General features: G+C 66.6%; 21 protein-coding genes and 1 riboswitch. Of the genes, 4 read left to right on the forward strand and 17 right to left on the reverse strand.

Annotated features, from left to right (window positions below):
* Positions 1 to 7: 7 nt before the first annotated feature.
* Entirely contained in the window at positions 8 to 487 is a 480-nt protein-coding gene (locus tag AB3G31_RS14165) for an Lrp/AsnC family transcriptional regulator (RefSeq protein ID WP_367850353.1), read from the reverse strand.
* A gap of 94 nt (positions 488 to 581) precedes the next feature.
* Between AB3G31_RS14165 and AB3G31_RS14170 the strand changes: the two genes are divergently transcribed.
* On the forward strand, positions 582 to 1,472 hold the full coding sequence (locus AB3G31_RS14170; protein WP_367846725.1) for an EamA family transporter: 891 nt from the start codon (positions 582 to 584) through the stop codon (positions 1,470 to 1,472).
* A gap of 9 nt (positions 1,473 to 1,481) precedes the next feature.
* On the opposite strand, the gene AB3G31_RS14175 is transcribed toward AB3G31_RS14170, so the two are convergent.
* The 11 genes from AB3G31_RS14175 to AB3G31_RS14225 form a co-directional block, all read right to left on the reverse strand.
* Positions 1,482 to 1,679 (reverse strand): hypothetical protein, encoded by a 198-nt coding sequence (locus AB3G31_RS14175; protein WP_367846726.1) that lies wholly within the window; start codon positions 1,677 to 1,679, stop codon positions 1,482 to 1,484.
* Positions 1,680 to 2,669: 990 nt separating this feature from the next.
* Positions 2,670 to 3,629 carry an aminotransferase class I/II-fold pyridoxal phosphate-dependent enzyme gene (locus AB3G31_RS14180; RefSeq protein WP_367846727.1) on the reverse strand — a complete coding sequence of 320 codons (960 nt, stop codon included), beginning with the start codon at positions 3,627 to 3,629 and terminating at the stop codon, positions 2,670 to 2,672.
* Positions 3,626 to 4,612 (reverse strand): adenosylcobinamide-phosphate synthase CbiB, encoded by a 987-nt coding sequence (gene cbiB / locus AB3G31_RS14185; protein ID WP_367846728.1) that lies wholly within the window; start codon positions 4,610 to 4,612, stop codon positions 3,626 to 3,628. Before cbiB ends, AB3G31_RS14180 begins: the two co-directional genes overlap by 4 nt.
* Before the next feature lie 7 nt (positions 4,613 to 4,619).
* Positions 4,620 to 4,991 (reverse strand): cupin domain-containing protein, encoded by a 372-nt coding sequence (locus tag AB3G31_RS14190; RefSeq protein ID WP_367846729.1) that lies wholly within the window; start codon positions 4,989 to 4,991, stop codon positions 4,620 to 4,622.
* A 26-nt stretch (positions 4,992 to 5,017) separates the two neighbouring features.
* Positions 5,018 to 5,440: a GNAT family acetyltransferase gene (locus tag AB3G31_RS14195; RefSeq protein WP_367846730.1), complete on the reverse strand. Its 423-nt coding sequence runs from the start codon at positions 5,438 to 5,440 to the stop codon at positions 5,018 to 5,020.
* Between the two features lie 33 nt (positions 5,441 to 5,473).
* A complete protein-coding gene (cobO, locus tag AB3G31_RS14200) occupies positions 5,474 to 6,043 on the reverse strand; it encodes a cob(I)yrinic acid a,c-diamide adenosyltransferase (protein WP_367846731.1) in 570 nt (189 codons plus the stop codon).
* Positions 6,044 to 6,046: 3 nt separating this feature from the next.
* Positions 6,047 to 6,826, reverse strand: coding sequence for an ABC transporter ATP-binding protein (locus tag AB3G31_RS14205; protein WP_367846732.1), 780 nt, complete (start codon positions 6,824 to 6,826; stop codon positions 6,047 to 6,049).
* Positions 6,823 to 7,812, reverse strand: coding sequence for a FecCD family ABC transporter permease (locus AB3G31_RS14210; RefSeq protein WP_367846733.1), 990 nt, complete (start codon positions 7,810 to 7,812; stop codon positions 6,823 to 6,825). Before AB3G31_RS14210 ends, AB3G31_RS14205 begins: the two co-directional genes overlap by 4 nt.
* Complete coding sequence (locus AB3G31_RS14215; protein WP_367846734.1) at positions 7,809 to 8,654, reverse strand: ABC transporter substrate-binding protein; 846 nt, start codon at positions 8,652 to 8,654, stop codon at positions 7,809 to 7,811. Before AB3G31_RS14215 ends, AB3G31_RS14210 begins: the two co-directional genes overlap by 4 nt.
* Positions 8,651 to 9,235 carry a bifunctional adenosylcobinamide kinase/adenosylcobinamide-phosphate guanylyltransferase gene (locus AB3G31_RS14220; protein WP_367846735.1) on the reverse strand — a complete coding sequence of 195 codons (585 nt, stop codon included), beginning with the start codon at positions 9,233 to 9,235 and terminating at the stop codon, positions 8,651 to 8,653. Before AB3G31_RS14220 ends, AB3G31_RS14215 begins: the two co-directional genes overlap by 4 nt.
* A 10-nt stretch (positions 9,236 to 9,245) precedes the next feature.
* Positions 9,246 to 11,072: a TonB-dependent receptor gene (locus AB3G31_RS14225; protein WP_367846736.1), complete on the reverse strand. Its 1,827-nt coding sequence runs from the start codon at positions 11,070 to 11,072 to the stop codon at positions 9,246 to 9,248.
* An 84-nt stretch (positions 11,073 to 11,156) separates the two neighbouring features.
* Positions 11,157 to 11,384: riboswitch (cobalamin riboswitch) on the reverse strand.
* Between the two features lie 32 nt (positions 11,385 to 11,416).
* Between AB3G31_RS14225 and AB3G31_RS14230 the strand changes: the two genes are divergently transcribed.
* Together AB3G31_RS14230 and AB3G31_RS14235 are read left to right on the forward strand one after the other, a co-directional pair.
* Complete coding sequence (locus AB3G31_RS14230; protein WP_367846737.1) at positions 11,417 to 11,662, forward strand: DUF904 domain-containing protein; 246 nt, start codon at positions 11,417 to 11,419, stop codon at positions 11,660 to 11,662.
* Complete coding sequence (locus AB3G31_RS14235; protein WP_367846738.1) at positions 11,659 to 11,979, forward strand: cell division protein ZapA; 321 nt, start codon at positions 11,659 to 11,661, stop codon at positions 11,977 to 11,979. The genes AB3G31_RS14230 and AB3G31_RS14235 overlap by 4 nt, the downstream gene beginning before the upstream one ends.
* 224 nt (positions 11,980 to 12,203) lie before the next feature.
* Here AB3G31_RS14235 and AB3G31_RS14240 read toward each other — a convergent pair whose 3' ends face one another.
* The 5 genes from AB3G31_RS14240 to AB3G31_RS14260 form a co-directional block, all read right to left on the reverse strand.
* Positions 12,204 to 14,657 carry an EAL domain-containing protein gene (locus AB3G31_RS14240; protein ID WP_367846739.1) on the reverse strand — a complete coding sequence of 818 codons (2,454 nt, stop codon included), beginning with the start codon at positions 14,655 to 14,657 and terminating at the stop codon, positions 12,204 to 12,206.
* 1 nt (position 14,658) lies between these two features.
* Positions 14,659 to 15,897 carry an HD-GYP domain-containing protein gene (locus AB3G31_RS14245; protein WP_367846740.1) on the reverse strand — a complete coding sequence of 413 codons (1,239 nt, stop codon included), beginning with the start codon at positions 15,895 to 15,897 and terminating at the stop codon, positions 14,659 to 14,661.
* A gap of 277 nt (positions 15,898 to 16,174) precedes the next feature.
* Complete coding sequence (locus tag AB3G31_RS14250) at positions 16,175 to 17,713, reverse strand: malonyl-CoA synthase (RefSeq protein WP_367846741.1); 1,539 nt, start codon at positions 17,711 to 17,713, stop codon at positions 16,175 to 16,177.
* Between the two features lie 77 nt (positions 17,714 to 17,790).
* On the reverse strand, positions 17,791 to 18,603 hold the full coding sequence (gene lgt, locus AB3G31_RS14255) for a prolipoprotein diacylglyceryl transferase (protein ID WP_367846742.1): 813 nt from the start codon (positions 18,601 to 18,603) through the stop codon (positions 17,791 to 17,793).
* Positions 18,604 to 18,799: 196 nt separating this feature from the next.
* On the reverse strand, positions 18,800 to 19,450 hold the full coding sequence (locus AB3G31_RS14260) for a dihydrofolate reductase family protein (RefSeq protein WP_367846743.1): 651 nt from the start codon (positions 19,448 to 19,450) through the stop codon (positions 18,800 to 18,802).
* 133 nt (positions 19,451 to 19,583) lie between these two features.
* On the opposite strand from AB3G31_RS14260, the gene AB3G31_RS14265 reads away from it, so the two are divergent.
* A complete protein-coding gene (locus AB3G31_RS14265; RefSeq protein WP_367846744.1) occupies positions 19,584 to 20,387 on the forward strand; it encodes a DUF3750 domain-containing protein in 804 nt (267 codons plus the stop codon).
* Positions 20,388 to 20,438 lie beyond the last annotated feature (51 nt).

A 20,438-nucleotide genomic window follows, 5' to 3' on the forward strand; every position in this document is an offset into this window, starting at 1 on the left:
CCTGTTGTTAAGCGCCGGGCAGCGCCTTGTCCAGCGGCAACTGCATGCTGGACTTCAGCCAGCCCAGCGTGACCGAGGTACGAAAACGGCGGATGTTGTCGTCGCCCTCGAACAGCCGCCGGGTCAGCGCCTCGTAGTCGGCCATGGAGGCCACGGTCACGATCAGCAGGTAGTCGGCCTCGCCGGTGACGCTGTAGCACTGCTGCACCGCAGGCTCGGCGGCGATGCGAGCGCGCAAGGGGGCGGTGCGGTCGGGCCGTTCGTTCTCGATGTGCACCTCGGTGATGATGGTCAGCGGCAGGCCGACCTTGGCCGCGTCCAGCACCGCCACGTTGGCGCGGATCACGCCGCTGTCTTGCAACTTGCGGATACGGCGCTGCACCGCCGGGGCCGACAAATGCACCGCCTCGGCAATCGCGCGCTGGGGCACGCTGTTGTCCTTTTGCAGAATTTCCAGAATCGCAAGGTCAAAGCTGTCAAGGGTCATGGTGGCGGGCTTGGGGATGAAGGTGAGCGAATCTTGCGTTTGCACCCCGTTTTTGCAGCGAAAACCTGGCGCTCCACAATTTATATTTTCACCCATGGCGACAACACATTTCCAACGGGCAATTCCTTTTTTGGCAGTTCTGGGCGCGGTGACCGCGCTGGGCATCGGCACCTCCTGGGCAAAACAGCTGTTTCCGCTGGTGGGCGCGCAGGGCACGACGGCCGTGCGCGTGGGGTTTTCGGCGCTGCTGTTGCTGGCGCTGTGGAGGCCCTGGCGCTGGCATCTGTCGCGTGCCGACGCCATCTCCATCGCCTGCTATGGTGCCACGCTGGGCGCGATGAACCTGATGTTCTACATGTCTTTGCGCACGCTGCCGTTTGGCCTGGCCGTGGCGATCGAATTTGCCGGACCACTGACGGTGGCCATCGCTGCGTCCCGCCGCAGGGTGGACTTTGCCTGGCTGGCGCTGGCCGGTTTCGGCCTGCTCATGCTGCTGCCGCTGGGCCTGGGGGACCGCGAGCTGGACCCGGTGGGCGTGCTGTACGCGCTGGGGGCGGCGGTGCTGTGGGGCCTGTATATCGTTTATGGCAAGCGCGTGGGCCATCTGCACGCGGGGCATTCGGTGTCGCTGGGCCTGCTGGTGGCGGCCATCGTGGTGGTGCCGGTGGGCATTGCACACGCCGGTGCCGCACTGCTGTCGCCCACGGTGCTCCTGGTGGGGGTGTGCGTGGCGGCCATCTCCAGCGCCATCCCGATCTCGCTGGAGATGGTGGCCATGCAGCGGCTGCCCAAAGAAGCTTTCGGCATCATGATCAGCATGGAGCCCGCAGTGGCCGCGCTGCTGGCCATGGGCCTGCTGGACGAGCACCTGGATGCACGACAGTGGCTGGCCATCGCCTGCACCATGGCGGCCTCGATGGGCAGCGCCGCCACCGCGCGGCGGCCGCAGGCTGCGGTACCGCTGGCGGCCTGCTCTGCGGCCTGAGGCGGGGAATCAGTCCAGCGGCTTCTCTTCGGTAGGCACCGGCGAGGCCTCGTCGGGCACCTTGGGGGTGTCGGACGCATGGTGTTCCATGTGGGTCTTTTTGCCGGGCTGTGGCGTCTCGTCGGCACCGGGTGCCACCTCTTCGCCGCGGTGCTTCTTCTCTTGCTGGACTTTCTTGTCGTGCGCAACATTTCTGGGATCGGTCATAGGTCTTTCAGTAGTGATGCCTGTATCTTGACCGCAGAATTTTTTACACGGGTAGGACAAGCCGCCGTTGCGCTACGGAGCATGGCGCGGATGCAGGCGGCGTATCTTGGTTGGGATGGGTGTGCGCCATAGGCATCGCTGGCCGGGTCTCGCCCCGGCGGGCGACTAACTTCTTTTGCTTCGCCAAAAGAAGTCAGCAAGAAAAGGCGAGCCGAAGTCGTCGCCCGGCTGCGCCGGTACGCTGCGTTGCTCGGCCTGTGCGGGATCCCGCTCGAACTCGGCCTGCGGCCTCAAACAATCGCGGGCCCTGATCCGCCCAGCCCTGCGCTACTCGCCGACGCCACACGGCGGGGGGAACCAACAGCCGAACAGCCAACCCCAGCCCGGCGCAGCCGGGCTCGCGCCCTAGGCGCGATGGGGCGCTGCGCGCCCCCGATCCCGCTCCCCGGGGTCCCCCTCTGCAATGCGCCGAGGAGCACAGCTTTGGGCGAATCAGGGCTGGCGTTGTTTGAGCGCCAGCGAGTTTAGCCAGACCCCGCCCAAAGCGCGCACCGCAGGTTCCCCGACGCGGTAGCGATGGGGCGCTGGCAGTGGGGACGCCTTTCTTTTGGTAACTTTTCTTTTGCGCAAAAGAAAAGTTACTGCGCCGCCGGGCGCATCACCCGGCCAGCAGCGACTGTTGCATCCAGTGCTCCACAGGTCACCACAAACCTAGACAGAAAAATCTTAGCGGAAAGTGCCTCTAACGCTTATTCCCAGAGCGTGAGAAGCTACTAAAAGAAGAGCGTTGTCAGCGCCATTTTGGCGCTCAACCTCAATGGCGGTTCTGCCATCGGGCATAGCGAGCCATCAGCGATCATTCACAACCCGAATGCGCTCAACCCAGTGCCATTTGGCTTCCTACCGGCAGATCACGAATACGCCGCCACTCCAGTTGGCGACGATCTTGTTCTCTCCAAGGTAGCGGGCTAGGTGGCAGCGATGGCTAACTCAAACGTTCCCCCGCCCCAACGCATCCTGCCCCCCCGGCGCCAGCACCCCCAACCTTACATACCCCCCCAACCCAAACGACGCCGCATCCCGCAACTTCACCCCCCGCGCCCGCAGCCGCTGCAGCCGCAACGGCACATCCTCCCCCGGCGGCCGGGCGCAGAAGAAGTTCGCTTCGCTGGGCACACACTCCCACCCCAGCGTGCGGCACAGGATGAGCTGCCGCGCCTTCCACGCCCGCAAAGTCTCCAGGCTCTGCGCCAACCACGCCTGGGTGGCAGGCTGGCACCAGGCCTGCAGCATCGCCACGCCGTGCGCGCCCACCGGCCAGGACGGGCACAGGGCCTGTAGCGGCGCGGAGTCCACACCCAGTGGCGCAATCACGTAGGCGGCGCGGATGCCTGTGAGGCCCAGGGCTTTGTTGGGGGTCCACATGTGCCACACCCGGTCCATCTGCGCGGCGTTCAGGCTGGGCGTGCCTTCCAGGCGCAGGGGGGCGTAGGCGCAGTCGAGCACCAGGGTCTGGGTGGGCTGCAGGCCGTCTACCAGAGCCGCCAGACCGGGATGCGCCTGCCCCAGCGGGCTGGACGGCTCGCAGGCCCACAGCAATTGGGCTTGGACCGCATCGGCAGGCACCAAACCCCAGGCCTGCGCCGCCTGTGCGTAGTCGCCATAGTGGTGCTGTGGCAGGCATACGCCCTGCCCGCGGTGCAGCGCGCTGATGCGGTGGATGAACTCACTGGCGCTGGCCGCCAGCAGCACCCGGGCGGCATCCACGCCATGGAAGTCGGCCAATTGCGCCCGCAGCGCCGTGTACTGCGGGTCGGGGTAGCGGGTGGCATCGGCTTGTTGCACGGCGGCCAGGGCGTGGAGGCACGGGCCGCAGGCGTTGCTATTGGTGGAAAAGTCAAACAGCGGCACGCCCAGCGCGTCCGGGCCGCCGTGGAGGCAATCGTTCATATTGCTATTAAATAAAGAGCTGCCCACGCCATTGGAATAAGCGCTAGCACTGTATTTCTTGCTAAAACTACGGCCCGCTGCGTGTCGGCGACCAGGGGCACGCGGCCCGTGGCGTTCAAGGTGTACACGCCCGGTTTTCCCAGGCGCACGCCCAGACACAGGGCCATCGCCGCCATAGGCCAGCCACTGTTGGGGGATGGAGTGAGCTGCGCCTGCTGGCGCAGCGTGGGAGTGCGGCGCGCCTGCTCCGGCAAGGTTCGCCATGCGTTGCAGCTGGCCACGGCCATCAGCAGCACGGCGGTAATGCGCGCGGGCAGCCAGCTCAGCACATCGTCGGCCCAGGCAGCCCACTTGCCTGCCCATTCCCACTCTCGGCCATTGCGCATGCCCCGGTAGCCCCACATCGCGTCGGCGGTATTGGCAAAGCGGTACAGCGCCGCGCCGGGCAGGCCCAGCAGCACAAACCAGAAAATGGGTGCGACGACCGAGTCGTTCAGGTTCTCGGCCAGCGACTCGATGGCGCTCTCGCGCACCTGGCCCTCGGTGAGCGCAGCCACGTCGCGGCTGACCAGCCAGGCCAGGCGCTGGCGGCCGGCCATCAGCGATTCGCCCAAGGCGGCCTCCACTGCCAGCACTTCACTGCGCAACATGGCCCAGGCCAGCAGGGGTTTGAGCAGCAGGCCCAGCAGCAGCGCCGCCAGCAACCCACCGGGCCACGCGCCCAGGGCCTGGGGGAGCTGCAAGAGGGTTTTCTGCAAAAACCATGCTGCTACATAAACCGTAGCTGCTCCCGCCCACCACATCAGCGCTGCAAGGCCAAAAGACTTGTAATCTGGCCCGGTGGTGGGCGAGACAGGTGCCACCCGCCGCCCGGCCCAGCCCAGGTAGTTACCGATCCATACCACCGGGTGCCAGCGCACCGGCGGCTCGCCCAGCCGCCAGTCGACCAGCAAGGCCAGCACCAATGCGGCTGCCCACAGCACGCGCCGCTTACACCGGCCGCAGCTGGTCGGCCAGCGAGCGGGTCTTGTCGGTGGCCACGTCGCCGGTGTGCAGGGTGGACTTGCGCTCGATCAGCAGGATGTGGCATTCCTCCTCGGCCACCGGGTTGTGGCGCACGCCTTTGGGCACGACGAACATTTCCCCCTCGGACAGCTCGGCCACGCCGGTTTCCATCTCGATGCGCAAATGGCCTTTGAGCACCAGAAACATCTCGTCCTCATGCGCATGGCTGTGCCAGGCCAGGGAGCCCAGCACCTTGGCCACCTTGATGTAGGAGTCGTCCAGCTCGGCGATCACGCGGGGCGACCAGTGTTCGGTGAGCGATGCAGCGATCTGTGCGGGGGAGGAAATGGGGGACATGGGGTTCCTAAAGGGTCAAACACGGCTCACGGGCCATCGGGGATCAGGCGCTTGCCCAGGCTCACCGCCTCGTCTTGCGCGTAGCCCAGGTGGCGGTAGAAATCCAGCACGGCGGTGTTGCTGCTGCGCACCTGCAGGTTCAGCTTGGGGCAGCCCAGCGCCAGCAGTTGCTGCTCAATGTGCCGCATCAGGGCCGCACCCAGGCCCTGGCCGCGCTGGCTGGGCTCTACCGCCAGGTAGTTGACCCAGCCGCGGTGCCCGTCGTACCCGGCCATGGCCGTAGCCAGCACCTGGCCCTCCCGCTCGCCCACCAGGAACAGCTCACGCTGCACCTGCAGCTTGCGGGCGATGTCCTTGTGCGGGTCGTTCCACGGGCGGGTCAGGCCGCAAGCCTGCCACAGGGCGACCACGGCAGCTTCGTCGGTTTCTTGGTAGGGGCGGATGTGCATGGTGGGACTATTTTCCAAGGGATTGGTGGGGCATCAATCCTCAATCCCCCGCTGCGCGGGCACCCCCGCCTTGAATGCGTGCTTGACCATGGCCATCTCGGTCACGGTGTCGGCCAGGTCGATGATCTCGGGGGGGCAACGGCGGCCGGTGAGGACCACGTGGACGTGGGCGGGGCGCGTGCGCAGGGTATGCAGCACGTCGTCCAGCGGCAGCCAGCCGTAAATCAGCGGGTAGGTAACCTCGTCCAGCGTGACCATGAAGAACTCGCCGCCGAGGATGGCGGCCTTGGCCTTTTGCCAGCCGTCGCGGGCGAGCTGGGCGGAGTGCTCCAGGTCCTGGCTTTTCCAGCTGAAGCCGTCGCCCAGGCCCTCGATGGGGATGCCCAGCTGCTCAAACATGCGGTGCTCGCCAAAGCGGGCGCTGGGCACTTTCATGAACTGGTAGATCTTGACGGCTTTGCCGCGGCCATGGGCGCGCAGGGCCAGGCCGAAGGCCGCCGTGCTTTTACCCTTGCCGTCGCCGGTGTTGACGATGACCAGGCCGCGGCGCTCGCCCTCGGGCTTGTCGTAGGGCTTGTCGGTGGGGGGGGCTTCGATCTGCATGGTTTACTCTAGTTTTGGTAGCGCAATGTACTGGTCGGACAAGCGCTGGATGGTGATTCGGTCGTCAAACACCTGCTCCACCGCGCGGTGGGTGGCGGCATCGGTGCAGGCCCCGGCGTGGCGCACGCGGCCCTGGGCCAGCACCAGCAGGTCGTCGGCCTGCAGCGCCATCGACACCTCGTGCAGCACGCTGACCACGGTGTGCCCGCGCGCCACCAGGTCGCGCACCAGCAGCAGCCAGTCGGTCTGGTGCGGCGGGTCCAGATTGGCCAGGGGTTCGTCCATCAGCAGCACCGGGGCCTGCACCGCCAGGGCCCGGGCCAGCAGCACGCGCTGGCGTTCGCCGCCCGAGAGCTGGCCCAAGGACCGGGCGCGCCAGTCCCAGGCCTGGGTGGCGCGCAGGGCCTGCTCCACCGCGGCCAGGTCGGCGGCGCTGGGCGCGGCCAGCCAGGGGCGGTGCGGGATGCGGCCCAGCAGCGCCACGTCCCACACGCTCAGGTCGTCGGCACTGCCACCGTCGGTACTGCCCTGCCCCAGCCAGGCCAGGGTCTGGGCGCGCTGGCGGGCGGGCATGGTGGCAAGGTTCTGGCCCAGCAGCGTGACGCTGCCGGTGTGCGGCAGCAGGCCCGCCAGCACCTTGAGCAGGGTGGACTTGCCCGCGCCGTTGGGGCCGACGATGCTGGTCCAGCGGTTTGCACGCACCTCCAGGCTGATGCTGTGCAATACAGGTACTTTTGAGAGGCTGGCGCTGATGGAATGGGCGTTAACAGCTATGTTTTTCATAGTACACCGCCGCTGCGTTTGTGCATGCGCCACAGCAGGTAGCTGCCGCCCAGCACCGCGGTGAGCACGCCCACCGGCAGCTCCTGCGGGGCGGTGAGCCAGCGCGCCAGGATGTCGGCGGCCAGCAGCAGCACGCCGCCGGTCAGGCTGGCCAGCAGCATCAGGCGGCTGTGCGTGGTGCGCGCCAGCGAGCGCGCCAGGTGCGGCGCGGCCAGGCCTACAAAGGCAATCATGCCGGTCTGGGCCACGGCGGTGCCGGTGGCCAGCGCCAGCACCACAATCAGCGCGGCGCGCATGCGCGGCAACGGCAGGCCCAGGCTGGCGGCCGTGGCCTCGCCCAGGGTGAGGCCGTCGAGCACCGGGCCGAGTAGCCAGGCCACGGCGGTGCACACCGCCCATACCGCCAGCATCAACAGGCAGGCAGTCCAGCCCACAAAGCCGGTGCTGCCCAGGTTGAAGCCCTGCATGGCGCTGAGGATGTCGGGGATGGCCAGCGTGACCAGGTCCTTGCCCGCGCCCAGCACTACGCCCACGATCACGCCCGCCAGCAGCAGGCGCAGGGTGTGCTGCACGCCCCGGGCCAGCGCCAGCGTCAGCAGCACGCCGCCCACCGCCCCGGCAAAGGCCGCACCCGTCAACCCCACACGCACCAGCCAGGCGGTGGCAAACGGCGACACGCCCAGCACGGCCAGCGCCAAAGCCATGGCCAGCGAAGCCCCCGAGGCGCTGCCCAGCAGGTACGGGTCGGCCAGCGGATTGCGAAACAGGCCCTGCGCCACCGCGCCCGCCAGCCCCAGCAGGGCCCCGGCCACCCAGGCGCCCAGAGTGCGCGGCAGGCGGATGTCCCAGACGATTTGCAGGGCGATGGGGTCGTGGCGCGCGGCCAGCACGCTGTCAAAGCCGGTGCTGCCGATGCTGGTGCCCAGCAGCAATAAAACCAGGGCCAGGGCCAGGAGGATGAGGGTGAGGGCCTTTGGGTTTTTCACGGGGCCTTCTCCCGCAGGCAGGCGGCCATGGCCTGCGCGGCCTCGGCCATGCGCGGGCCGGGGCGCACCAGCACGTCGCCCAGTTCGGGCGGGAAGCTGCACACCCGCTGCTCGCGGATGGCACGGATGCCGCTCCAGCCCGGGCGCTGCGCCATGCCGGTGCTGCCCCGGTCGCCGACCATGATCAGGTCGGGGTTGGCGCGTACCACAAATTCGGGATTCAGCTTGGGAAATGGCCCCAGCGCGGCGGGCACCACGTTCTGCACACCCAGGCGCGCCAGCGTCTCGCCGATGAACGAGCTGGTGCCGGCGGCGTACGGCGCGGCGTTCACTTCGAAATAGACCCGGGTGGTTTTGACCCGCGCGGGCAACGACTGGGCGGCGGCGGCCACGCTGGCGTCGATGCCGCGCCAGATGCGCCCGGCATCCGGCACCGCCAGCAGCTGGCCCAGAGTGCCCAGCACGCGCTGCACATCGGCATAGGTTTTGGGCTCCAGCGCCACCACTTTCAGGCCCAGGGCCTCCAGCCGGGCGCTGGCGCGCGAGGCGGTGGCCAGCAGCACCACGTCGGGGCGCAGGGCCACGATGGCCTCGAGGTTCGGGTCCATCCCGCCGCCCAGTTGCGGCAAGGCGCGCACGCTGGCGGGGAAGTTGGAGTAGCGGTCTACCCCCACCAGCCGCGCGCACTGCTCCAGGGCGCACACGCTTTCGGTCAGCGACGGCAGCAGGCTGACGATGCGCTGCGGGCTCTGGGCAAACTGCACGGTGCTGCCCCGGTCATCGGTGACCTGCAGGGCGTGCGCCGACGAAGCAACCCAAAGCAGCAATGCCCAAAACTTCATGCCAGGTCTTTCAAGGTCAGCGGCAAACCGGCGACCATCAGCGTGACGCGCTGGCAGCGCTGCGCCACCTGCTGGTTCAATGTGCCCAGGGCGTCCACAAAGGCCCGCACCTCGCGGCCCATGGGGATCACGCCCAGGCCGATCTCGTTGCCCACCAGCACCAGCGGGCCGGGGGCCGCGCTGATTGCTTCCAAAAATGTAGCTACTCTCGCCGATGGAATAAGCGCTGGAGGCTGATTTTCTTTAAATTCTGCGGGCATGAGCAGGTTGGTCAGCCACAGGGTCAAACAGTCCACCACCACCAGCGTGTCGGGGCGGCTGTGCCGGGCCATCGCCTCGGCCAGCAGCAGCGGCTCCTCCACCGTCAGCATGCCCGGCAGGCGCTCGGCCCGGTCGCGCTGGTGGCGGGCGATGCGCTCGGCCATCTCCGCATCCCAGGGCTGGGCGGTGGCGATAAACACGGCGCGCGCACCCGCCCCCGCCAGCCACGCCGCAGCCAACTGCTCGGCGCGGCGGGACTTGCCGCTTTTTTGGCCGCCGAGGATGAACTCGCTGCGGGCCGGGCGGAGCGGATGCGTCATGTCGGCTGCGTCATTTCGGTTGGTACCGCAAGCTCACAAACAGCTCGCGACCCGGCTGGTTGTAGCCCAGGGCCGTGGCGTACTGGCGGTTGGTCAGGTTGTTGAGCTTGGTTTGCACCGTCCAGTCCTTGTCCACGGTGTAGGCCAGGCTCACGTCGGCGGTGGCGTAAGCCCCCAGCCGGGTGGTGTTGGCCGCATCCTCGAAGCGCTGGCCCACGTAGAGTGCCGAACCGCCCAGGCGCCAGGCACCCAGGGTGTAGTCGCCGCCCAGGCTCAGCTGCGACTTGGCACGGCGGCGCAGTTGCAGCTGGTTGGCGGTGTTGCGCGGGTCCAGCGCCTCGGCGGTGGCCCACAGGTTGAGCGCGTCGAAGTGGCCGTCGTAGCCCAGCGTCCAGCCGTCGATGCGCACACGGGGCACGTTGACCGTGCTGGTGCCGCCGCTGATGAAGCCGCGGATGCGGTTATCAAACCGCACCAGCTTCACGTGGTGGTCACCCTGGGTCCAGTCCAGGCCGAGCTCGGCATTTTTGCCCTGCTCGGGTTGCAGCAGCGGGTTGCCGTTGTAGTAGCTGGATTTCCAGTACAGGTCGTTGAAATTGGGGGCCACAAACGAGGTGCCGTAGCCCGCGTGGGCGCGCCATGCGGGGTTGATCTGGTAGCTGTAGCCCGCGTAGCCGGTGCTGTGCGCGCCAAACTGCGAGTTGTCGTCGCGCCGCGCATTGAGCTGCCAGCCGTGGGCCCCGGCCTTGCCGGTCAGCCCGGCAAACGCCGCGTTGATGCGGCGGGAGTTGACCGAATAGGCCTGCGAACTGTTCACCTTTTGCTCCAGGGTTTCCAGCCCGGCCACCACGGTGCCTACGCCGGTCTGGATGTCGTTTTGCCAGGTCCACTTGTTTTGCGTGGTTTCAAACAGGCCGGGCAGGTTGAAGCTGCTGGCCGACACCAGGGCTTCGCTGCGGTCCACGCCCTGGGCGAAGTTGAAGCGCGTGGTCCAGGTGGGGCTGATCTTGCCGCTGAGCCCGGCGCGCAGCACGCTGCTGCGCAGGGCGCTGGCGGTGTCGGCACCCAGGCCGTCGTCGAAGTGCTGCGTGCCTTCGGAATACAGCACACCGGCATTCAGCGTCCAGTCGGGCGCCAGGGTCCAGTCCACCGAGCCGTTCAGGGCCTTTTGGTCAAAGCCGTCGCGGTCGGGGTTGTAGCTGCCAAACGGCACCGACGGGTTGGTGGCCGAAAAGCCGCGGTCGCGCGTGACCGAGCCGCCCAGGGAATAGCGCACCGTATCGGTGCCCGCCTGCACACCGGCCGACACCGCCCGGTAGCCATGGCTGCCCAGCGTCACCTCGGCCGTGGGGTGCAGGCCGGGGGCGCCGCGCACGGTAAAAATCTGCACCACGCCGCCCACGGCATCGGCACCGTACAGGGCCGACGCGGGGCCCTTGAGCACTTCGATGCGCTCGATCTGGTCCAGCGGCAGGTTGTCCCACACCGGGGTGCCCGCCGTGGCCGAGCCGTAGCGCACGCCGTCGATCAGCAGCAGGGTGTGGCGCGCCTCGGTGCCACGGATGAAGATGTTGCTGTTGTTGCCACGCCCGCCGTTGGAGCTCAGCTGCACCGACGCCAACCGCGCCAGCACCTCGGTCAGGGTGCGCCCGGCAGAGCGTTCAATGTCTTCCCGGTCGATGACGAGGACTTCGCTGGACAGGGCATCGGCGCGGGTGGCCACGCGGGTGGCGGTGACCACCACCTCCTTGAGTTGCGTCTGTGCCAAAGACGGAAATGCAGCGGCCAGGGCCAGGGGCAGCACGGCCAGGCGCGCGGAGGAGAACACAGTTTTCATGGAAAGAAGTCGATCAGCAATAGGCTCACCCCGGCGTCCCCGCCAGGGCATCAGCATCAAGACGGCGCGCCGCACCAAAAGCAGACGCACCACCACCTTGTTGGCCGGTATCCGGGCTGGCGGAAGGCTCGTACCGTCTTCCCAGGCAGACTCAAGCCCAGTGACTGTGTGGTACGAGTGGAATCGGGTGATTCATCCGCTTTACCGTTGCGGGGGCAGCGCAGGCTTCGCGGTGGTGGGCACCGCTTCCTGCTTCCCGTTGAACTGCGGCACATGAACTGCGCCGCGAGCACCAACAGCGGCATTTTAAGCGGGGAATGGCAACCACTAGAATGTGAAAGCTTATGGCCACCCCCACCCAAATTGAACAAGTTGCTGAACGTACCGAGCGCCTGCTGGTACGTTACCGCGAGTTGCAGCGCGCCAACGTGTTGCTGGCCGAACAGGTCGCCACGCTGACCCACGAGCGCGACTCGCTGAAATCCCGCCTGGGTGCTGCCCGCGCCCGTATCGACGCGCTGCTGGAGCGCCTGCCCCAGATCGGCAACCCACCGGCCATCCGCCCCGCCCCCCGCAAGGACGCAGAATGAAGCAGCTCGACGTGCAAATCCTCGGCCAAAGCTATTTGCTGGGCTGCCCGGAAGGGGGCGAAGCGCGCCTGCTGGAGGCCGTGAAGATGGTCGACACCGCCATGTGCGCCATCCGCGACGGCGGCAAGATCAAGGCCCGCGACCGCATCGCCGTGCTGGCCGCCCTGAACCTGGCCTTCGACCTGACCGACCGGGGCCGGGCCCCCACGCGCCCTGCCCCCGCGCCGACCGAGGCCGCCAGCAACGACGATCCGGTGCTGTCCACGCTGATCGAGCAGCTCGACCTGGCATTGGGCGACGACGGAAAACTTCTGTAGAACTTGCCCCCCGGGGTCTGCGGGGTGGGTTATTGGCCTAGAATCACAGCGTCTGCGGTGCATGCCGGGCTTTATATTTCCTTGAACCAATGCTCCATGAGCCCGGGCCTGGAATATCCCCTGGGGAGCGTGATCATCTCGCGTTAGATGAACCCAACTCCAGGGTGACCTAGCCCACCTGAACCCCGGTTCAGGATGCCGGTCCGGTGGCTTCCGCAGACACCTTATTCCCCACTCTCCACGACTTCTTCGCACACCCCGGCCAGCCGGTCCCGGGCTGCGTTGATCACCCGCTCCAGGTCGTCGCTGGGCACGCCGGGCGCACACAAAAACCCCTGGTACTGGTCGCACAGCAGACTCTGCAACAGGTCGCGCTGGGCCAGGGTTTCCACCCCTTCGGCAATCACCGTGAGCTTGAGCGCGCGGCCCATCTGGACGATGGCGCTGACGATGGCCTGGTCGCTCTCGTCATCCGGCAGACCGCTGATGAAGGAGCGGTCGATCTTCAGCTTGTGGATGGGAAACTTCTTCAAATACGCCAGGCTGGAATAGCCGGTGCCAAAGTCGTCGATCGACAAGAACACCCCCAGCCCGGCCAGCGCCCGCAGCCGGGCCAGCGCCTCGTCGGCGTCCTGCACCAGGATGGATTCGGTCAGCTCCAGGTCGAGCAGTGCGGGGTTCAGGCCGGAGTCGGCCAGGGCCTGGGCCACGCGGTCGACAAAATCGCTTTGCTGGAACTGCAGGGCCGACACGTTGACCGACACGGCGCGGGCCAGGCCTTGGCGTTGCCACACTGCCGCCTGCCGCACCGCCTCGTTCAGCACCCAGGTGCCGATGGTGACGATAAACCCCGATTCTTCGGCCACCGGGATGAACTGCCCGGGCGACACCCAGCCCCGCTCCGGGTCTTGCCAGCGGATCAGCGCCTCCACCCCCAGCACCGCGCCGGTGGCCAGGCTGACCTGGGGCTGGTAGTGCAGCCGAAAATGCCCGGCGTCCATGGCCTGGCGCAGGCTGTGCTCCATCTTCATGCGCGACAGCAAGGCCACATTCATCTGCGGCTGGTAGAAGCGGAAAGTGCCCCGGCCCCGTTCCTTGACGCGGTTCATGGCCGTGTCGGCCGACTTGATCATGTCGTCCAGTGTGTGCCCATCCACCGGGTACATGGCCACGCCGATACTGCAGCCCACCGAAAAATCCATCCCATCCATGTGGAACGGCTGGGCCAGGCTCTCCAGAACGCGCTGCGCCACCAGCTTGGCCCCTTCGGCATCGGCGTGGTGCAGGTACATCACAAATTCGTCACCCCCCAGGCGGCACAGCGTATCGACATGGCGCAGGCAATTGAGCATGCGCTGGCCCACTTCGACCAGTACGCGGTCGCCAAACAGATGGCCCAGGGAATCGTTGATGTTTTTGAACCGGTCCAGGTCCAGGAACAGAATGGCAAACTCGCCCCCGTCCCGCTCGGCCAGGCGCAGCGCAAAGTCCACCCGCTGCGACAGCAACAGGCGGTTGGGCAAGCCCGTCAGCACATCGGAATAGGCCAGCTGCTCGATGCGTTCGGAACTGGCTTTCTTCTCGGTCAGGTCCTTGAAGAAGCCAATGCTTTGCGTCACCAGCCCCTGGGCATCGCGCAGGGCCACCCACGACAACTGCACCACGCAGGTGCTGCCGTCCCCACGCTGGTGCAATGCCTCGCCATCCCAATGGCCTTCGCGGTGCCAGCCGCGCTGGACGCGGCCAAACAGCTCGCCACCAGTGCTGTCCCGGAACAGGCCGGGGGCCAGTTGCCCCAGGCATTGCGCCTCGCTGGTGCGGCTCAAGCGCTCGCAACCGGGGTTGATGGCCACAATCTGGTGCTGCGCATCGGCAATGAAAATCGCGTCCAGACTGGACTCGAACACCTTGCCCGCCAGTTGCAGCTGCGCCTCGGATTCCAGGCGCTCGGTGATGTCGCGAAACGAATACACCCGGCCAATCGAGCGCCCCAGGCTGATCTGGGGTCGGGTGACGCGCTCCAGAATCCGCCCACTGCGCAGCAGCAGTGTGTCGGTGCCCTGGTACAGGGGCGTGTTGACGATGAATTCCATGCGCCGTTGGTAGGCTGCAATATTGACCACCACCCGGGCCATGTGGGCGTATAGCGCGGCATCGTTATGCGGGTCCAGCAGTGCTTCGGGCAGGTCCCAGAGCAAGGCAAACTGGCGATTGCGCACTGTGACCACGCCGTCCAGGCTGCACACCAGAATGCCATCCGCCGTAGATTCCAGCGTGGCCTGCATCTCGGCCAGCACCAGTTCCAGGCGGTCTTCCATCCGGCGCAGCGGGCCCAGGTCGCGCAGCGCCACCACGTAGACCCGGTTGCCGTCGCCCAGGTCCAGGGGGCTGACGCGGCGCTCGACCAACAGACTGCGGCCATCCGCATGCGACACCAGGGTTTCAGAATGGATGTGCGCATCCTCGGGGGCCAGGCCAGCGGCCACGTCGGCCCAGAAATACAGGTCTTCCGGGGCCGGGCTGAAGTCGGTGACCCACTGGCCCTGCATCGCCTCGCATGACCGCCCCAGCAACGCGGCCGCCGCCGCATTGGCCATCAGAATGCGGCATTCGCCGGGTGCAACGATCCATACTGCGTCGGGCAGGCTGTCGATCAAGGCCCCCAGCACACCTTGCACCCTAAGACCCTGGCCGGTCAGACGCGACCACCCGCTCAAAGAAGTACGACACCCGCTGTCGCGGCGACAGGTAGTCTTGCACCGCCCGCGGCAATTGCGAGGGCTTGAGGCTGCGCCGGATGCCCAGCTCGGGGGCATGCTCCAGGTCCACCATCAACGCCTCGTCACGCGGCACGCTGGCATCGAACACGATCACGTAGGGCTTCAGGGGCCGGGTCGAGTTGACCGACACCACCATCGCATAGCCGTCGTTCAACAGCTGCACCACCGAGCCCGGCGGGTACACGCCCATCATGCGGATGAACGCGCCCAGCGTGGCGGTGTCAAAGCGGGCTTTCATCTGGGCAAAGATCAGCGACAAGGCTTCGTGCGGGGTCATGGCGTTCACCAGCCGGGGTGGATTGCACAGGTTGTCGTAGCGGTTCACCAGCGCCAGGATCTTGCCGCTGGCCGACAAATTGGAGCCCATCAGGCCCGAGGGAAAGCCGCTGCCATCGGCCAGTTCATGGTGCTGGGCCATGGAGCGCAGGATGTCGTCCGACAGCCCCATGCGCCGCCCCATCACTAGGCTGTGCTCCACGTGCTCCTGGTAGACCAACTGCTCGGAGGCGGAAAAGCTGGGGTCCTGGTAGCGCATGCGCTCGGCCATCTGGACCTTGCCCAGGTCGTGCAGCAGCGCCGCTACACCCAGGTCGGTCAGTGCGGCGGCAGGCAACCCCAGGGCCTTGCCTAGCAGCAGCGACACCACCATCACATTCACCGGGTGCACTGCGCTGCGCTCGCCCATGGCCTCGGACAGCAGGCGGATGGCCGACTCGCCCTCGGCCAGGATGTCGTCGACACAGCTGGCCACCATGGCCGTGCTTTCCTCGCGCATCTGCGCCGCCCGGCTACTGGCCTGCTCGACTACGCGCCGGTACTGCTGGGTGGCCTCGCCAAACCGGCGTTCGCATACCGCCAGACTGCGCCGCTGCTCCGCCAGGCGCTGCACGCGCTGCAAACGCAGCAGCTCGGCCTCGGTCAGGCCCGAAGGGGTTGGGCTTACAGGGTGCGACGGGCTGGTCGCGGCGGGCCGGTGTACCGGGGCTACCGGCTCGGCCAACGGCGCGGGGCCGCTGTCGGCAGGGGGATCACTTTGGTCCGGAAAGTACCGTACCTGGCTCACGCCCAAGGACATGATCGTCTTGATCTGGTCGCTTGAGGTGATCTTGAAGCTGCCTTTGGGGAATGGATGGTCCATCCAGCCCAGGTCCAACTGGATGAAAAGTCCCCGCCGCAATTGGGCAACATCGATCCACCGAGAGGACGTTTCTCCCATGTTCAGACGTAAGCAGCTAGTAATTGCATTTTTTGATTATGCCGTCGGCGAGTGACATTTTGTTACCTAGCGTGAAATAGTTCACAGTAAGTACATTTACTTTGGAGAAAAAACAGTTGCAAAACCGAAAATTCCGCGGGCAGAAGTAACCACTTCTGTAACTTCATGTAATCCAGTTATCGTCCAAAGGACCCCGAACTTAAATCAACTTGTCACATTTTGTGCATTGTGCGCGCAAGATATTTTTCTGCACTTTGCCCATGGCATTGCGGGGCAAATCGGCCAGCACGTAGCAATGCTTGGGGACCTTGAAGTTCGCCATGCGGCCTTTCAGCGTGGCCAGCAGCTGCGCCGGGTCAAGCACCGCCCCCGCCTGCGCCACCACCCACGCCACGCCCACCTCGCCAAAGTCGGCATGCGGCATGCCCACCACAGCGCTCTCGGCCACGCCGGGCAGTTCATTGAGAGCGGCCTCGATCTCGGCGGGGTAGACGTTGTAGCCGCCGCTGATGATCAGGTCTTTGCTGCGGCCCACGATGTGCACATAGCCCAGCGCGTCGATCTGGCCGACGTCACCGGTTTTGAAGAAGCCATCGGGCGTGAACTCTTCGGCCGTCTTCTCGGGCATGCGCCAGTAGCCCTGGAACACGTTGGGCCCGCGCACCTGGATGCCGCCGATCTCGCCAGTGGGCAGCGGCTGGTTGGCATCATCCACCACGCGCAACTGCACGCCCGGCAGCGGAAAGCCCACGGTGCCACCCCGGCGCGCACCGTCTTCCGGGCGGTAGGGGTTGGAGGTCAGCATCGCGGTTTCGCTCATGCCGTAGCGTTCCAGAATGGTGTGGCCCGTACGGGTTTGCCATTCGTTGAAGGTGTCGATCAGCAGCGGGGCCGACCCGGCGATGAACAGCCGCATGTGGCGGGCCGCCTCCGGCGTGAGCCCCGGCTCCTGCAGCAGCCGCACGTACAGCGTGGGCACGCCCATGAACACGGTGGCGCGGGGCAGCCACTCCAGCACTTTGCGCGGGTCGAACCGGGCACACCACAGCATCTTGCTGCCGCTGAGCAGCGCACCGTGGATGGCCACGAACAGGCCGTGTACATGGAAGATGGGCAAGGCGTGGATGAGCACATCGCTGGGCTGCCAGCCCCAGTAGTCTTTCAGCGTGGCGGCATTGCTGTGCAGATTGCCGTGCGACAGCATGGCGCCCTTGCTGCGCCCGGTGGTGCCGCTGGTGTACAGAATGGCGGCCAGGTCGTCGGCGTTTTTGTGCGCCACGGTGTGCTGGTCGCTGTGGTGGGCGGCGCGCTCCAGCAGGGAGCCGGTGCGGTCGGCATTCAGGGTGAACACATACGCGGTGCCCGCCGTGAAGGCGATCTTGCTGACCCAGCCAAAGTTGGGCGCGCTGCACACCACCACGGCAGGCTCGGCGTTGCCAATGAAGTAGCGGATTTCATCGGCCTGGTAGGCGCTGTTGAGCGGCAAAAACACATAGCCCGCCCGCAGCGTGGCCAGGTACAGCAGCATGGCCTCCACCGATTTGTCGACCTGCACCGCAATCCGGGCCCCGGCGGGCAGGCCCAGCGAGGCCAGCAGATTCGCCAGCATGGCGGTGCTGCGGTCCAGGTCGCGCCAGGAGTAGCGCAGGCCGTCGTCGGTCTCTACCGCCACCGCCTCCAGATCGGACGGAAAACCGGCCCGCAGCGCCGTGAACAGGTTGTGGTTGCGCTCGGACATGGCGGCAGTCTCCCCGGATGAAATACTATCTATTTTATAGCTGCTTACGCTGATGGAATAAGCGTAGGGGCCAGTTTTTATACTGAACTTTTACGCTGCCCCAGCCACCACCATGCCAGCGCTCCGCCCAGGATCATGGGCACGCACAGCCACTGGCCCATGCTCATACCCAGCGACAGCAGGCCCAGGAAGGCATCTGGCTCACGGAAGAACTCGGCAATGAAGCGGAACACGCCGTAGCCAAACAGGAACACGGCGGCCACCTGGCCCTGGGCCCGTTCCTTGCGGGCATACAGCCACAGCAGCACAAACAGCAACAGCCCTTCCATCAGAAACTGGTAGACCTGCGAGGGGTGCCGCGGCAGCGGCCCGCCGTCGCGGAATACCATGCCCCAGGGCAGATCGGGTGGGCTCAGCCGCCCCCAGAGTTCACCGTTGATGAAGTTACCCACCCGCCCTGCCGCCAGGCCGGTGGGCACGCAGGGCGCCACAAAGTCGGCCACCTGCCAGAACGGCTTTTTGCGCGAATGCGCAAACCACACCATGGACGCAATCACGCCCAGCAGCCCGCCGTGGAACGACATGCCGCCCTGCCACACGTAAAACACCTCCAGCGGGTGGCTGAGGTAGTAGCCGGGCTTGTAGAACAGGCAGTAGCCGATGCGCCCGCCCAGCACCACGCCCATCACCCCCAGAAACAGAATGTCTTCCACATCCTTGGCCCCCCAGGCCTGGCTGCCGGTCAAGCGGGCAAACGGCGGATGCCGCAAGCGGCGCATGCCCAGAAACATGAACAGCGCAAACGCGGCCAGATAGGTCAGGCCGTACCAGTGCACGGCCAGGGGGCCGACTTGCAGGGCAATGGGGTTGATTTGGGGGTGGATCAGCATGGCGGGTATTGTGCCCGCAGCGAACGGTGGCCTTTTTAGCGCGGCACCAGAGACAGCACAGTGCCCACACCGTCACGCACGGGCCCTTCCCGCACCGCGATCAGAACATGGAGAAAACCGGCATCTGCGCTTATGGGGTGGGCGTAAGCAGCTATATTTTAGATAGCAACCTGGTTTTCGTTGGGGCGGCGCACCGTCACTGCCGGGTCAACACCACGTGCGTGGCCAGTGGCGAGCGCTCGCACCGGGTGCAGGCATAGCCCAGGGCGGGAAGGTTCACCCCTTCAAAGAGCCGCTCGCCGGAGCCGAGCAGCACCGGGGAGATGGCAAAGTGCATCTCGTCGACCAGGCGCTGGCGCAGGTACTGCTGGATGGTGTGGACGCCGCCGCCCACCCGCACGTCCTTGCCCCCGGCCGCTGCGCGGGCCCGCTCCAGCGCTACCGCTATGCCTTCCGTCACGAAATGGAAGGTGGTGCCGCCTTCCATGGCCAGCGATGCGCGGGCGTGGTGGGTCAGCACGAACACCGGCACGTGGTAGACCGGGTTCTCGCCCCACCACCCGCGCCAGCTCTCGTCCGGCCACGGCCCGCGCACCGGCCCGAACATGTTGCGGCCCAGAATCCAGGCCCCGATGTTCTGAAAGCCCCGCGCGGCAAATTCCTCGTCAATCCCCTGCGTAGCCCCGCCTTCGCCACCGAACACGTGCTTCTGGAAGGTGCGCGTGGACATCGCCCAGCCATGCAGCGCAGTGCCGCCCACGCCCAGCGGGTTGTCCAGGTCCTGGTCCGGGCCTGCGCCGAAGCCGTCGAGGGAGATGGTGAAACTTTCTACGCGGAGTTTGGACATGGGGGTTCTCCTGGGTGCGAGCGGCTGCGGCATGGGTTTGCACGGCTGCCGGATGCCAAAACTATAGTCCGGCAAAGGCGCGCCAGCCAGCCCGCCTTGCACCCAGGGAATCCCCCAAAGGCATACTCCTGCCATGGCCTTCGGTTCACCACGCAATACCTCACCCCTCCACCCCACCACCCGCCGCTGGCTGCGCTGGCCGCTGCGCCTGCTGGGCCTGGTGCTGGTGCTGCTGCTCGGCCCCATGGGCGTGCTGGCTTCGGGCACGCTCGATATGGACACCCCGTGGAGCCAGGCCCGCAGCGACAGCACCGACCAGACGCCCGACCCGGCGGTGGAGCGGCGCGCGGTGGTGCAGGTGTTTGGGGCGCGCACCGTGCGCTGGCGCGGCGCGTTTGCCACCCACCCGTGGATAGCGGTCAAGCGCGCGGGCGCAGACCACTACACCACCTACCAGGTGGTGGGTTGGCGCGCCCAAAACGGCGAGGAGGCACTGGTCACCGGCAGCAGCAGCCACCCCGATGCCCGCTGGTACGGGGCCTATCCGCAGCTGCTGGCGGACCACCGCGGGGCGGACGCAGACGGGATGATCGATGCCATCGAGGCGGCAGTAGCCGACTATCCCTGGGGGCATGCATACCGGCTCTGGCCCGGCCCCAACAGCAATACCTTCGTCGCCTGGGTCGCCCGCCGCGTACCGGCGCTGCACCTGGACCTGCCGCCTACCGCCATCGGCAAGGACTATCTGGGCCCCAAGACCTTCGTCGACCACGCCCCCAGTGGCACCGGCTGGCAGCTGTCGCTGCTGGGCCTGGCGGGGATAACGGTGGCGCGGGAAGAAGGCCTGGAGTTGAACCTGCTGGGGCTGGGCTTCGGCATCGATGTGAACGACCTGCAGCTGCGGCTGCCAGGCTTCGGCAAACTACCGTCGCAGTAGCCGCCAGGCTCCGTGCCCAATATGCCTCCAGCGCTTATTCCATCAGCGTAA

It is taken from the genome of Rhodoferax sp. WC2427 (assembly GCF_040822085.1).
Classification (GTDB): Bacteria; Pseudomonadota; Gammaproteobacteria; order Burkholderiales; family Burkholderiaceae_C; genus Rhodoferax_B.

Excerpts from the sequence above, each read along its gene's own strand:
- AB3G31_RS14205 (WP_367846732.1), bottom strand. The coding sequence starts at position 6,826 with ATGAAAAACATAGCTGTTAACGCCCATTCCATCAGCGCCAGCCTCTCA.
- AB3G31_RS14220 (WP_367846735.1), bottom strand. The coding sequence starts at position 9,235 with ATGACGCATCCGCTCCGCCCGGCCCGCAGCGAGTTCATCCTCGGCGGC.
- AB3G31_RS14165 (WP_367850353.1), bottom strand. The coding sequence starts at position 487 with ATGACCCTTGACAGCTTTGACCTTGCGATTCTGGAAATTCTGCAAAAG.
- AB3G31_RS14225 (WP_367846736.1), bottom strand. The coding sequence starts at position 11,072 with ATGAAAACTGTGTTCTCCTCCGCGCGCCTGGCCGTGCTGCCCCTGGCC.
- AB3G31_RS14180 (WP_367846727.1), bottom strand. The coding sequence starts at position 3,629 with ATGAACGATTGCCTCCACGGCGGCCCGGACGCGCTGGGCGTGCCGCTG.
- AB3G31_RS14250 (WP_367846741.1), bottom strand. The coding sequence starts at position 17,713 with ATGTCCGAGCGCAACCACAACCTGTTCACGGCGCTGCGGGCCGGTTTT.
- AB3G31_RS14265 (WP_367846744.1), top strand. The coding sequence starts at position 19,584 with ATGGCCTTCGGTTCACCACGCAATACCTCACCCCTCCACCCCACCACC.
- AB3G31_RS14170 (WP_367846725.1), top strand. The coding sequence starts at position 582 with ATGGCGACAACACATTTCCAACGGGCAATTCCTTTTTTGGCAGTTCTG.
- lgt (WP_367846742.1), bottom strand. The coding sequence starts at position 18,603 with ATGCTGATCCACCCCCAAATCAACCCCATTGCCCTGCAAGTCGGCCCC.
- AB3G31_RS14235 (WP_367846738.1), top strand. The coding sequence starts at position 11,659 with ATGAAGCAGCTCGACGTGCAAATCCTCGGCCAAAGCTATTTGCTGGGC.
- AB3G31_RS14190 (WP_367846729.1), bottom strand. The coding sequence starts at position 4,991 with ATGTCCCCCATTTCCTCCCCCGCACAGATCGCTGCATCGCTCACCGAA.
- AB3G31_RS14230 (WP_367846737.1), top strand. The coding sequence starts at position 11,417 with ATGGCCACCCCCACCCAAATTGAACAAGTTGCTGAACGTACCGAGCGC.
- cobO (WP_367846731.1), bottom strand. The coding sequence starts at position 6,043 with ATGCAGATCGAAGCCCCCCCCACCGACAAGCCCTACGACAAGCCCGAG.
- AB3G31_RS14175 (WP_367846726.1), bottom strand. The coding sequence starts at position 1,679 with ATGACCGATCCCAGAAATGTTGCGCACGACAAGAAAGTCCAGCAAGAG.
- AB3G31_RS14260 (WP_367846743.1), bottom strand. The coding sequence starts at position 19,450 with ATGTCCAAACTCCGCGTAGAAAGTTTCACCATCTCCCTCGACGGCTTC.
- AB3G31_RS14195 (WP_367846730.1), bottom strand. The coding sequence starts at position 5,440 with ATGCACATCCGCCCCTACCAAGAAACCGACGAAGCTGCCGTGGTCGCC.
- AB3G31_RS14215 (WP_367846734.1), bottom strand. The coding sequence starts at position 8,654 with ATGAAGTTTTGGGCATTGCTGCTTTGGGTTGCTTCGTCGGCGCACGCC.
- AB3G31_RS14245 (WP_367846740.1), bottom strand. The coding sequence starts at position 15,897 with ATGGACCATCCATTCCCCAAAGGCAGCTTCAAGATCACCTCAAGCGAC.